Genomic DNA, 12627 nt, shown 5'->3' on the forward strand with positions numbered 1-12627 from the left:
TTGATGTTTAATATTAAAAGTTACGCCAGCGCTTTACAGAATTCAGTTTTGTAATGTATGGAAACCCTAAAAAAAAGTAAGCTATGGCATTAAGCAATATTCGGTTAGAAGTAATGAAAACTGTCGAGAAGCAGGTAGACAGTTTTGTGGATAAGTATTTGATTCCGATAGAAGACATTTGGCAACCTACTGACCTTTTGCCAAACCTACAAAGTGAAAATTATATAGATGAGATTAAGCAGATTCGTGAAGAGTCTAAGGAATTAGGCTACGATTTCTGGGTGGTTTTGGTTGCCGATATGGTAACTGAAGAAGCTCTACCTACCTACGAATCTTGGTTGATGGATATGGAAGGTGTACAACAACATGGAAGACAGGATGGCTGGTCTAAATGGATTAGACATTGGACCGGTGAAGAGAATAGGCACGGAGACACCTTAAATAAATACCTTTACTTATCTGGAAGAGTAGATATGCGTGAGATCGAAAAAACTACGCAATACCTAATTAGTGACGGTTTCGATATAGGAACAGGTCGTGATCCTTACAGAAACTTTATTTATACGAGTTTCCAAGAGCTTGCAACCAATATTTCCCACAAGAGAGTTGGTCAACTTGCCAAGAATAAAGGAAATAAGATGCTTGCAAAAATGTGTAATGTAATTGCCGGTGACGAAATGAGGCATCACTTAGCATATAGAGAATTTGTAAATATCATTTTTGAGCATGATCCAAGTGAAATGATGCTTGCTTTCCAAGATATGATGAAAAAGAAAATTGTTATGCCCGCTCAATTCATTAGAGAATCTGGAGAAGGGATTGCAACAGCTTTCGAAAACTTCTCGAATGCAGCACAACGTTTAGGTGTTTATACTACCTACGATTATATAGATATTTTAAGTAAATTAAACGAGTACTGGCAAATAGATAAATTTACATCTCTTACAGATGATGCAGAAAAAGCAAGAGATTATTTAATGGCTTTACCAGATAGAATGACACGTATAGCGAGTAGGATTGCTGTCCCTCAGGATCAACACCAATTTAAATGGGTGGCAGCCAACGGAGTACTATAACATTCCGCTCATATAATTTTAAAACCTCGATTCGAAAGATCGAGGTTTTTCCTTTTAAATACATAGTTCGTTCTCCTCAAGATTAAACAAGGAAGTTTCCGTTTAACAAAAGCTTAACTACACCTTTACGGCTATTTTAAAACCGCCCCTCTTCTATTCCCGTATATTTTGACAGGAGACCAACAAAGGTCCTCTAAAACTATTTAGAAATAATAAACCAATCCTTATGAAAAAGATTAAAATTTTTGCAGTTATAGGAATAATATTGGCTGTGCCAGTATTTATCGCTGCCGATCACATTGACGCACCTGGAGTAGCAGGTACATCTGCAGATATTGCAGATTTCTATGCTTTCGAACCAACAGAAGGTTCAGATAACACCGTATTTATCGTAGATGTTCAATCTAATGTTTTACCAGATTTAACTTATGGTGAATTTGATGAAGATGTAATGATAGAGATCAACATCGATTTAGATGGAGATTTGGTAGAAGATCAAGTTATACAAGCAATTCCAAGAGATGGAATGATGTATTTCTTCGGACCTTTTGCTCCTACTTCTACAGGTTTAAATAGCCAAGTAGCAATAGGGAACGCTTTAGGATCTGTAGAAATTTCTGCTGAAACTGCAATCACAACTACTACTAGCAATGGTGTTTCCTTATTTGCAGGACCAAGACAAGATGCTTTCTATTTTGACTTTGTGAGATTTAACGAAGTAATTGCTCCTTCCCCTTCAGACAATTCTGGATTTAATGTTCCAGGTGCTGATACTTTTGACGGTGCTAACACTTTATCTATTGCTTTAGAAATTCCAAATTCTTTATTAGGAACTCCTACTGCTACAAATGTAATTGGTTTACCTGTGTATAAAACTTGGGTTACTACAAACAGAAAACAATAATATATCAATTTTAAAAAACATAGAATTATGAAAATATATAATATAAAATTTTTATTCGCAGCATTGTGTGCCAGTTTCTTGGTAGTTGGATGTAGTAATGATGACGATAATATAGGTGGAACACCTCCTCCTGCAGAAGTAGATTTCACTGGAACTTTTAGTCAGGTAGATCATATGGGAAGACCAGGAATAAACACTGTTTTAAGCGGAAGTGCAGATATTAAAAACATGCACAACGTTACTATTCCTTCAATGATGCAAGCGACTTTTCAAGCAGCTTTTGAAGCTCAATTAGAAGGGTTGCATGATGCTTACGCTGTAGCTTTAGGTTTTACTGCTGAAGATGTAGATTACCAACCAAATATTTTGGGTGATATTCTAAATGGTGCAGAGCCAACATCAGAAGATAATCCTAATCCAGTATCGGCAACAGTTTTAACTACTGTATTGGCTAACGATGTATTAGAAATTGCGCCTAATAACGTTACTACTTATTTTACTGCCGGAGTCGGAGCGCCAACATTTGAGGGTGCAATAGGATTTACTGGTAGAAGATTACAAGATGATGTAATAGATGTATCTCTTATATTACTTTTTGGTGGAGAAACCGGAGCTCGTTTTAACGGAGAAGGTGGATTTCCACAATTAGTTACAGATGGAGTTTCTCTTACTGCAGATAATATTACAACTAGCTTTCCTTACATAGGAGCGCCAGAATAGTTAATATTTAACATTATGAATAAGCCCTGTAAAAAGGGCTTTTTTGTACCCAATAACACCAACCATGAAAATCAATTTTCTTTTACTACTAAGTTTTTTGCTTATAATAAGTTGTAAAGATTCTTCTTCTGAAGAGAAACAAGAAACTCCAATCTCCAATTCTGAAGATTATAATAACTTCCTAGCTATTCAAAAAGCAAGAACCACATCTCCTTATTTTGAATTATGGAATTCTAAGATTACAACAGATAGTGTTGAGCTACCAAGTTTTACAGCTGTTGCTGGGCAATATAATATGTTCTTTGAATCTACCGGAGACATCGCTTATCTTAAAAAAGCAGAGCAAGCCTTAGAAAAAGCAGTTAAAGTTGCTAACATAGATAAAGAAACATATTACAGGTCTTTATCCCGAAATTATATTTCTCAGCATAGATTTAAAGAAGCTTTAATTTATGCCGATTCTGCTGCTCAATTATCTAAAAGTATATCTGCTACTCAGCATTTACTTTTCGATGTGCATATGGAATTAGGAAATTATACAAAAGCAGATAGTATTAAAAAGCTTTTTGCCGATCCAGAGGATTTCAATTATATCATTAGAGCTGCAAAATGGAATGATTACAAAGGAAAGTTGGATATGACTATTATGTTTATGGAAAAAGCCAAAGAGAAGGCTGAAGCCAGTAAAAATAGAGGTCAACTCTTATGGGTGTATTCCAACATAGCCGATTATTATGGGCATGATGGAAGAATTCAGGATAGTTATGAGCATTATTTAAAAACCTTAGAAATAGATAGCTCCAATGCCTACGCTAAAAAAGGAATTGCATGGATAGTATATTCCAAAGACAATAACAGTAAGGAGGCTACTCGAATATTAGATTCTGTTCTAACAGGACATGTGTCTCCAGATTATTATTTATTAAAGGCTAAAATAGCGGAATTTGAAAATGATAAAAAGGCAAAGAAAACTGCAATAGACTCTTTCTGGAAATTAGCGAATAATCCAGCTTATGGAGATATGTATAATACCTACAAAATAGAGATGTTTGCTGAAGATCCTTCAACTAAAAAAGAAGCCTTGGCTTTGGCAGAACAAGAAGTGAAAAATAGAGCAACTCCAGAAACGTATCAATTATTAGCTTTAGCCAATTTAGTAAATGGCAATAAAGAAAAAGCTTTGGAAATAATTAACGAACATGTGGTAGACAAGACTTTTGAACCTACAGCTTTGCTTACCATGGCAAAGGTTTATAAAGCTAACATGATGCCCGCTATGGTTAAAGACATAAAGGAAGAATTATTGGAAGCTGGTTATGAGATGGGCCCGGTAACATTAAGGGAGATTCACACTCTATAAGAAAAGTTTTCTTTTATAAAAATAAAAAAAGCCTCACCATATGGTGAGGCTTTTCTATTTAATAATCATAATTTCATTTCGGGAATATCACCTTCTACTATCAAAGTCCCTTCAGTTGCTTTTTTAATATCTTCTACACTAACTCCTGGAGCTCTTTCCAATAATTTAAAGCCTTTTTCAGTCACCTCGATCACCGCTAGTTCGGTAACTATTTTGGTAACACATCCAACCCCTGTTAATGGCAAGGAGCACCTTTTAAGTAATTTAGATTCTCCGGCTCTATTGGTATGCATCATGGCAACTATAATATTTTCAGCAGATGCCACGAGATCCATTGCGCCACCCATACCTTTAACCATCTTTCCGGGGATCTTCCAGTTTGCTATATCTCCGTTCTCTGCAACTTCCATAGCTCCTAGAATGGTTAAGTCTACATGTTGACCTCTAATCATCCCAAAACTCATAGCCGAATCAAAAAAACTAGCTCCTGGCAACGCAGTGATCGTCTGTTTTCCGGCATTGATTAGATCGGCATCTTCTTCTCCTTCAAAAGGGAAAGGACCCATTCCTAAAATTCCGTTCTCACTTTGAAATTCTACATTTATATCGTTTCTAACAAAATTTGCTACCAAAGTTGGGATTCCAATACCAAGATTAACATAGTAACCATCCTGAACTTCCTGCGCAATTCGTTTTGCAATTCCGTTTTTATCTAACATAATAATGTGTTGATTTGAAAATGTGTTAATTTGAAAATTATCTCTTTTTTGCTGAACTTATTATTTTTGAGATAATTTTCATTATAATATTTAAGTCAATTATTAATTGTGAACTTGGCTGAGGTAAAAATTTTGATTTCTCACATAATTCCAACCAATATTGAGTTTCATCGCCTTCTTTAGCAGCAATTTTAAATTTATGAATAAAGTCTGCTGTGCTTTCAGAATTTTGTGCTTCTCTTACATTAGCACCTATGGATGTACCACTTTTAAATAGCTGAGAAGCCATTTCGAATTTTCTTTCATTCCTTAGCTCTTCCGTAAATGAAATTATATTTAGAGAAAACTCAAAAGTCTTTTGAACAATAATATTTTCCTTATCATTTCTCAACTTTCAAATTTTCAAATTAGCTAGTTCTCAAATTATTTTTGTCTCACAGTTCGTTGTTCAATTCTCTTTTCGTAATTCTTTCCTTCAAAGATTCGCTGAACAAATATCCCTGGAATATGAATTTGATTTGGATCCAGTTCTCCCGGTTTCACCAACTCTTCTACCTCAGCCACTGTAATCGTGGCCGCGCCACACATTAGCGGATTAAAATTTCTTGCTGTTCCCTTAAAAATAAGATTTCCGGCTTCATCTCCTTTCCATGCTTTTACAAACGCAAAATCAGCTTTGTAGGCATGTTCTAAGACGTACATTTTACCATCGAATTCACGAGTTTCCTTTCCTTCAGCAACCTCGGTTCCATAACCTGCAGGTGTGAAAATAGCAGGAAATCCTTGCTGAGCCGCCTGGCATTTTGCAGCCAATGTACCTTGAGGAGTCAATTCTACATCTAGCTCACCGCTTAACATTTGTCTTTCAAATTCTGCATTCTCTCCTACATAGGAAGATATCATTTTCTTGATTTGCTTTTTATGTAGCAGTAATCCAAGTCCAAAATCATCTACTCCTGCATTATTCGAAATACAAGTAAGATCTTTGAGATTAAGCTTTACTAATTCTGAAATTGAGTTTTCCGGGATACCACTAAGTCCGAAGCCACCTAGCATCATTGTCATCCCGTCCTTTACACCTTCAAGTGCTTCCTGAACGTTCTTTACAGTTTTTTTGATCATTGAAATTTCATTTGCCGAAATTTACAAAAACTTTGATGGTACTACAACGATTTAAATAAGGCAATTCATTTAAGTAGGATAAGATATAAGGATGTTTAACTATTTCAACAAAAAAAAAGATCGAGCGCTATACTATTATAATGCTCGATCTTAAAATTATTAATAATCTAAATTTTTAGAAATCTAACTCGTCCGGGATCATTTGAGAATCATTTTGACTCTTTCTGTAGTTGTCACAATTTATTTCAATCGATAAATTCTCTGGTCTAGGGAAAGCTCCACTGGAAACTCCAAGATCCTTTTCAGAATAAACATCTTTCATATACATTCCCCAAATTGGTAATGCCATAGTAGCTCCTTGCCCATAAGTGATTCCTGGGAAATGCACCGCGCGATCTTCTCCACCAACCCAAACTCCGGTTACTAAATTAGGAACCATTCCCATAAACCAACCATCACTTTGGTTTTGCGTAGTTCCCGTTTTTCCTGCTATTGGATTTTTAAAATCGTAAGGATATCCGGTTACGGCTCTTTGATAATGAATTTGACCTCCTGCTCCAGTCCCCCGTAATCTAGTTCCAGAACCTCCCTGTGTTACTCCTTCCATAAGGTTTACTGTAACATAAGCAGTTTCCTTGCTCATTACATCCTTGGCTTCCGGAACATGTTGATACAACACGGTTCCATTTTTATCTTCAATTCTGTTTACAATAACCGGTTTCACATACACCCCTTCGTTTGCGAATGTGCTATATGCTGAAACCATTTCGAATAAACTCATATCTGCAGTTCCCAAGGCAATGGAAGGTACAACTGGGATATCTTTAGTGTCCACTCCTAATTTATCCAATAATTCTATTACAGGTCTTGGTCCTGTTTTGGCGATCAATCTTGCTGAAATAGTATTTACAGATTGCGCCAAAGCCTGTTTTAATGTCAACATTCCATCATATTTACCATCACTATTACCAGGAGACCAATCACTTTGAGCACCCATTTTGCCGGCTTCAATTGTAAAGTGATTTCTTGGTAAGGTATCGCAAGGAGATAGTTTTAACTGATCTATCGCTGTAGCGTATACAAAAGGTTTGAAGGTAGATCCTACTTGTCTTCTTGCTTGTTTAACATGCTCGTATTTAAAACTCTTAAAATCAATTCCACCTACCCAAGCTTTCACTTCCCCGGTTTGTGGTGTCATGGACATCATCCCGGCCTGTAAAAATGATTTGTAATATAAAATAGAATCTTTTGGAGTCATGGTAGTATCTATAGAACCTTTCCAGCTAAAGACCCTCATTTCTCTTTTAACATCGAAAGATTTTATAATCTCATCCTTAGATTTTCCTTGAGCCTCCATTTTATGCCATCTTTCGGAAACTCTCATCGCATTTTTTATAATACCGGCTACCTGATCTTCATCTATATCCCTAAAAGGAGCCGTTTTATTGTTTTCATTTTGTCTGTCGAATTCTTTCTGAAGATTAGCCATGTGCTTTGCTACAGCATCTTCGGCAAACTCTTGCATTCTAGAATCTATACTTGTATAGATCCTTAAACCATCTCGATAAATATTATAATTAGTACCATCTGCTTTTGGATTCTTTTCTATCCAATCTTTCATAAATCCTTGCAGGTATACTCTAAAATAAGTGGCAATTCCTTCGTCATGACCTTGAGGAGTAAAAGTGATCTTCATTGGAGTTTGCTGCAGTGCTTCTTTTTCTTCTCTGGTAAGAAACCCATTTTTCTCCATTTGCTTGAATACCTGATTCCTTCTTTGCTCTACTAATTCCGGTCTTCTCACCGGGTTATAAAGAGAAGAATTCTTTAGCATTGCCACCAAAACTGCAGACTCTTCCAATGTCAAATCCTTAGCCTCTTTGTCGAAATAGATTTTTGCTGCAGAGCGAATTCCTACTGCTTGATAGATAAAATCATACTTGTTAAAGTACATGGTAATAATTTCTTCCTTAGTATACTGACGCTCTAAACGAATAGCGATAATATACTCCTTGAATTTCTGAATTATTCTTTCAGCGAAATTTTTTGAAACATCTTCTGTAAATAATAATTTTGCTAATTGCTGGGTAATTGTACTTGCGCCGCCACGAGATCCTAAGAAAATAGCTGCCCTTAAAGTCCCTTGAGCATCTATTCCTGAATGCTGATAATAACGCTCATCTTCAGTAGCAACTAAGGCTTCAATTAAATGATCCGGAAGATCATCGTATTTAATAGGCGTTCTATTTTCGCTGTAATATTTCCCAAGAGTCTCACCATTAGAAGAAAATATTTCTGTAGCCAAATTGGTTTCAGGGTTTTCCAACTCTTCAAATTTTGGCATCTTCCCGAAAGCGCCCCAACCAGCGAGTAAAAACAATAAAATGATCACTAAAATCCCAGCACCAAAGAGTGTCCAGAAACCTATAATATATTTTCTAAAACTTGTTGGTTTTTTAGTGTTCTTAGGGGTTGTTTTTTTTGAAGGGTTTGCCATGGGTGCCATTACATTAATTATGGATCTTTTCAATTCGAAAACCTATATCTGTGATCCCTTTTAAGTTTTCTATTCCTTTTTCGTTTCCATTCTTGCGCATTGCATGCTGAATGGAAACCTTATATTTGCCTGACTCTGGGAATTGAACTTGTTCTTTGTACCAAAGTTTATTTTCTTTTACATCTCCAAATCCCGTACCTAACCATTCGCCACTTGGAGCAGCCATTTCATATTCCAGAGTATCGGTAATCACCTTACCTTGTGGGAACTGAATTTCTGAAATTAAGAACAGGTTACTGTATTCAAAATCGTTGTTATTTCTAACATTGATAAACAAATTATAGCTTTGTAAAGAATCTATATTTTTAAGAGTAAACGTTAAAACTGAATCTTTATTCCATTGATTAGGAAGACTTTTATATTCGTCGAACACTCGATCTTTATCACAGCCAATAAAAATGATAGCTGCTAATAAAATCAATAAAAAAGATCTAGGCATTATTAGATGGTTTTCCTTTTCTACGTTTGTTCTTTCTGCGTTTCTTGTTATTGCTAGACTTCGGTGTATCAAACCTTGTAAGGCTATCCTGCCCAACTACATTCGTGTAATCTGTTTTTGAAGTTTTTTCTCTCTCTACTAAAACTTCATATTCCTCTAAACTAGCAATTGTTTCTTTTGCAATATTCGCTTTCACAATCTTAGAAGCTTGCTCCGCCGTTAATTTATGCCAATTCATCCATTCTCCTTCATAGGCGTACCAAAGCACTCCTTGAAAAATGTCTATTTTTTGACAAACCGCAGTTCCTTTCTTAGTATAAAGTTTAGTGTCTGTCTTCGGAAAAACCTTTAACGCATCTAAATACGTGTCCAATTCATAATTCAAACAACATTTCAACTTTCCGCATTGACCCGCTAATTTTTGAGGATTCAATGATAACTGCTGATATCTTGCTGCTGAAGTATTTACAGATCTAAAATCTGTTAACCAGGTAGAGCAACATAATTCTCTCCCGCAAGAACCGATACCACCCAATCTAGCCGCTTCCTGACGAAAACCGATTTGGCGCATTTCGATACGGGTATTAAATTCTCTAGCAAATTCCTTAATCAGCTGACGGAAATCTACTCGTTCCTCTGCTGTGTAATAAAAAGTGGCTTTAGAACCATCTCCTTGAAATTCTATATCGCTTATTTTCATGCGAAGATCTAGCCTTATAGCTATTTCTCTAGCACGAACTTTCATTTTTTCTTCCTTATCTCTTGCTTCCTGCCAAACATCGATATCTCTTTGCGAAGCTTTTCTATATATTTTTAATACCTCTTCACTATCTTCCTTAACCTTCTTCTTTTTCATCTGAACTCTTACCAATTCTCCGGTAAGTGTTACAACACCCACATCATGACCTGGCGAAGCTTCTGTAGCTACAACATCTCCAATACTCAAAGTTAAATTTTCGGGATTATGAAAAAATTGCTTTCTACCGTTTTTAAATCGTACTTCCACACAGTTAAACGGCTCTACCCCATTAGGTAAAGTCATGTTAGCAAGCCAATCGAAAACAGTTAATTTATTACATCCATCGGAACCACAGGTTCCATTATTCTTACATCCTTTAGGCTGACCGTCTTTCCCGGTCGCACAAGTGGTACATCCCATACTATATATATTGAAAACCCTAACAATACTAGGATCGTTGGATTTGGAGTTATTATTATTTCTTAAAAAGTAAATATACCAATATTTATTGGGACCGGGGGATTTCCCCCATATTACTTAATGCTTGTATTTTAGCACTTCAGATCTTCCTTTTTTAAAGATTTTATTGCTGTTTGGGATTCCTTTTCTAAGTGCTTTTTGCTCTTCAAAAGGGAGTGCATTTATTTCTTTACATTCTGCAGAACAGCATGTATCCATTGCTTTAGAACATTCCTCGCACTGTATAAATAACAAATGACAGGCTTCATTGGCACAATTCACATGCGTATCGCAGGATTTTCCGCATTGATGACAATTAGAGATTATCTCATCTGTAATTCGCTCTCCCCGCCTATGGTCGAACACGAAATTCTTCCCTACAAATTTATTCTCCAAAGAGAGGTTTTCAACTTGCCTAGCATATTCTATAATTCCACCTTCTAACTGAAAAACCTTCTTAAAGCCTTTATGTTTGTAATATGCACTAGCCTTTTCACAACGAATCCCTCCGGTACAATACATTACCAGATTTTTGTCTTCTTTATGCTCTTTTAAATCTTCTTCAATAATAGATAAGGAATCCCGAAAAGTATCTACATCTGGAGTAATTGCCCCCTTAAAATGTCCGATTTCACTTTCATAATGATTCCGCATATCCACTAAAATAGTATTCGGATCATCCAGCAGCTCATTAAATTTATCGGCATCAACATGAACCCCTTTGTTGGTAACATCAAAACTTGAATCTTCCAAACCATCTGCAACAATCTTGTCTCTAACCTTCACTTTTAGCTTCAGAAAGGATTTTAGATCATGTTCGATAGCGATATTTAACCGTATGTTTTCTAAGAAATAAATGCTATCCAAGAACTCTTTAAATTCATCGAATTTCTTCGCCGGAACAGAAAGCTGTGCATTTATGCCCTCATGAGCAACATAGATCCTTCCCAGAACCTCCATGGAGTCCCAAGCGATAAAAAGATAATTTCTAAATAATTTTGGATTGCCAATTTTGGCGTATGCGTAAAAGGAAAGCGTTAACCGGTCTTCTCCGGCTTCCTCAATAAGAGCAGCTCTTTCCTTTGCGCTTAGTTTATTGTACAGTTGCATGCTATACTAATATTTAAGTTTAAAGAATAATTTTCGCAAAGATAAACCTTTAAGTTCAAGCACAAAAAAAATGCCTTGAAATTCATTTTTCAAGGCGTTTTTTCTGAATGGCTAATTCGTTATTTATTATTTTAAATTTTTCGTTAAAACAATCTAATAACGTTAGCCGCCATCAACTCTAATATTTCCAATCCCAAGGATGGCAATACCAGAATCAACTCCATTCAAGATTAAACTTATTTTTAGAAAACGCATGCTTATTGGTTTTACTATAAATAAGATGCAGATAATCTAAAAAGGTTGCGCGTTAAATTGTAGTGAATGAAAACTTGTACTATTTTAGCAGCACGCAAATAAAAAAGAAGAGATGAGCAACGAAAAAGAAAAAGAAGCAAAGTTAAAAGCCTTGAAGCTTACCCTAGATAAGATGGATAAAACTTACGGTAAGGGTACGGTAATGAAAATGAGCGACCAAGCGGTTTTAGATGTAGAAGCTATTTCCACGGGATCTTTGGGTCTTAATGTTGCTTTAGGTGTTGGCGGATATCCAAGAGGAAGAGTAATCGAAATTTATGGACCAGAATCTTCGGGTAAAACAACTCTTACGCTACATGCCATTGCTGAAGCACAAAAAGCCGGAGGAATCGCTGCCTTTATTGATGCTGAACATGCATTTGATAGAACTTATGCAGGAAACCTTGGGGTAGATATTGAAAACCTAATTATTTCGCAACCAGATAACGGAGAGCAAGCACTTGAAATAACCGATAATTTAATTCGCTCTGGCGCTATAGATATTATTGTAATAGATTCTGTTGCTGCACTTACTCCTAAAAGTGAAATTGAAGGAGAAATGGGTGATTCTAAGATGGGCTTGCATGCAAGATTAATGTCTCAAGCCTTAAGAAAACTTACTGCAAGTATTAGTAAAACCAATTGTACTGTTATTTTCATTAACCAACTTCGAGAAAAAATTGGAGTAATGTTCGGAAACCCGGAAACCACAACCGGTGGAAATGCTCTTAAATTTTACGCTTCTGTAAGGTTGGATATTAGAAGATCTACACAAATAAAAGATAGCAACAGCAACGTAATGGGAAATAAAACCCGTGTGAAGGTTGTAAAAAACAAAGTTGCTCCACCATTTAGAATGGCAGAATTCGATATTATGTACGGGGAAGGAATTTCTAAAATTGGAGAAATTATAGACATTGGAGTAGATTATGAGATCATTAAGAAAAGTGGTTCCTGGTTTAGTTACGAAGACACCAAACTTGGACAAGGTCGAGATGCTGTAAAAGCAATCTTAAAAGACAATCCGGATCTAATGGATGAATTAGAAGAAAAAATTACCAATGCCATTAAAATTGCTAAGGAGCAATAAAGTGCATTTGAAGAATTTTTAAAAAAAAACCCGCAATT

The 12627-nt window shown here is 35.9% G+C and carries 12 protein-coding genes; 5 read left to right on the plus strand and 7 right to left on the minus strand.

All coding sequences use genetic code 11. The features are described 5' to 3' along the window. Nucleotides 1-83: 83 nt before the first annotated feature. From ON07_RS09905 to ON07_RS09920, 4 genes are all read left to right on the plus strand, one after another. Nucleotides 84-1076, plus strand: coding sequence for an acyl-ACP desaturase (locus tag ON07_RS09905; protein WP_010230805.1), 993 nt, complete (start codon nt 84-86; stop codon nt 1074-1076). A gap of 226 nt (nt 1077-1302) precedes the next feature. Continuing rightward, on the plus strand, nt 1303-1980 hold the full coding sequence (locus tag ON07_RS17945) for a DUF4331 family protein (RefSeq protein WP_010230808.1): 678 nt from the start codon (nt 1303-1305) through the stop codon (nt 1978-1980). Between the two features lie 27 nt (nt 1981-2007). Then, nucleotides 2008-2700 carry a DUF4331 family protein gene (locus ON07_RS17950; protein WP_010230810.1) on the plus strand — a complete coding sequence of 231 codons (693 nt, stop codon included), beginning with the start codon at nt 2008-2010 and terminating at the stop codon, nt 2698-2700. Between the two features lie 64 nt (nt 2701-2764). After that, nucleotides 2765-4060 (plus strand): tetratricopeptide repeat protein, encoded by a 1296-nt coding sequence (locus tag ON07_RS09920; protein WP_010230812.1) that lies wholly within the window; start codon nt 2765-2767, stop codon nt 4058-4060. 65 nt (nt 4061-4125) lie between these two features. Here the strand turns inward: ON07_RS09920 and ON07_RS09925 are convergent, their stop codons facing one another. From ON07_RS09925 to trhO, 7 genes are all read right to left on the minus strand, one after another. Next, entirely contained in the window at nt 4126-4779 is a 654-nt protein-coding gene (locus ON07_RS09925) for a CoA transferase subunit B (RefSeq protein ID WP_010230814.1), read from the minus strand. Nucleotides 4780-4816: 37 nt separating this feature from the next. Next, nucleotides 4817-5170 (minus strand): four helix bundle protein, encoded by a 354-nt coding sequence (locus ON07_RS09930; RefSeq protein WP_010230816.1) that lies wholly within the window; start codon nt 5168-5170, stop codon nt 4817-4819. A 32-nt stretch (nt 5171-5202) separates the two neighbouring features. Further along, the gene (locus ON07_RS09935; RefSeq protein WP_010230818.1) at nt 5203-5901 is read right to left on the minus strand and encodes a CoA transferase subunit A; all 699 of its coding nucleotides are present in this window, start codon (nt 5899-5901) and stop codon (nt 5203-5205) included. Between the two features lie 175 nt (nt 5902-6076). After that, nucleotides 6077-8398 (minus strand): penicillin-binding protein 1A, encoded by a 2322-nt coding sequence (locus tag ON07_RS09940; protein ID WP_029331800.1) that lies wholly within the window; start codon nt 8396-8398, stop codon nt 6077-6079. A gap of 13 nt (nt 8399-8411) precedes the next feature. Further along, on the minus strand, nt 8412-8897 hold the full coding sequence (locus tag ON07_RS09945; RefSeq protein WP_010230821.1) for a gliding motility lipoprotein GldH: 486 nt from the start codon (nt 8895-8897) through the stop codon (nt 8412-8414). Continuing rightward, nucleotides 8890-10056: a PSP1 domain-containing protein gene (locus ON07_RS09950; RefSeq protein ID WP_010230824.1), complete on the minus strand. Its 1167-nt coding sequence runs from the start codon at nt 10054-10056 to the stop codon at nt 8890-8892. The genes ON07_RS09945 and ON07_RS09950 overlap by 8 nt, the downstream gene beginning before the upstream one ends. Before the next feature lie 117 nt (nt 10057-10173). Further along, entirely contained in the window at nt 10174-11205 is a 1032-nt protein-coding gene (trhO, locus tag ON07_RS09955; RefSeq protein WP_010230827.1) for an oxygen-dependent tRNA uridine(34) hydroxylase TrhO, read from the minus strand. Nucleotides 11206-11572: 367 nt separating this feature from the next. On the opposite strand from trhO, the gene recA reads away from it, so the two are divergent. Then, entirely contained in the window at nt 11573-12589 is a 1017-nt protein-coding gene (gene recA / locus ON07_RS09960; protein WP_010230830.1) for a recombinase RecA, read from the plus strand. Nucleotides 12590-12627 lie beyond the last annotated feature (38 nt).

This window comes from Gillisia marina (assembly GCF_000258765.1).
Taxonomy (GTDB): Bacteria; Bacteroidota; Bacteroidia; order Flavobacteriales; family Flavobacteriaceae; genus Gillisia; species Gillisia marina.

Bases quoted from the DNA above. Each gene is read 5' to 3' on its own strand.
- ON07_RS09905 (WP_010230805.1), top strand. From the start codon at position 84: ATGGCATTAAGCAATATTCGGTTAGAAGTAATGAAAACTGTCGAGAAG.
- ON07_RS17945 (WP_010230808.1), top strand. From the start codon at position 1,303: ATGAAAAAGATTAAAATTTTTGCAGTTATAGGAATAATATTGGCTGTG.
- ON07_RS17950 (WP_010230810.1), top strand. From the start codon at position 2,008: ATGAAAATATATAATATAAAATTTTTATTCGCAGCATTGTGTGCCAGT.
- ON07_RS09920 (WP_010230812.1), top strand. From the start codon at position 2,765: ATGAAAATCAATTTTCTTTTACTACTAAGTTTTTTGCTTATAATAAGT.
- ON07_RS09925 (WP_010230814.1), bottom strand. From the start codon at position 4,779: ATGTTAGATAAAAACGGAATTGCAAAACGAATTGCGCAGGAAGTTCAG.
- ON07_RS09935 (WP_010230818.1), bottom strand. From the start codon at position 5,901: ATGATCAAAAAAACTGTAAAGAACGTTCAGGAAGCACTTGAAGGTGTA.
- ON07_RS09940 (WP_029331800.1), bottom strand. From the start codon at position 8,398: ATGGCAAACCCTTCAAAAAAAACAACCCCTAAGAACACTAAAAAACCA.
- ON07_RS09945 (WP_010230821.1), bottom strand. From the start codon at position 8,897: ATGCCTAGATCTTTTTTATTGATTTTATTAGCAGCTATCATTTTTATT.
- ON07_RS09950 (WP_010230824.1), bottom strand. From the start codon at position 10,056: ATGGGATGTACCACTTGTGCGACCGGGAAAGACGGTCAGCCTAAAGGA.
- trhO (WP_010230827.1), bottom strand. From the start codon at position 11,205: ATGCAACTGTACAATAAACTAAGCGCAAAGGAAAGAGCTGCTCTTATT.
- recA (WP_010230830.1), top strand. From the start codon at position 11,573: ATGAGCAACGAAAAAGAAAAAGAAGCAAAGTTAAAAGCCTTGAAGCTT.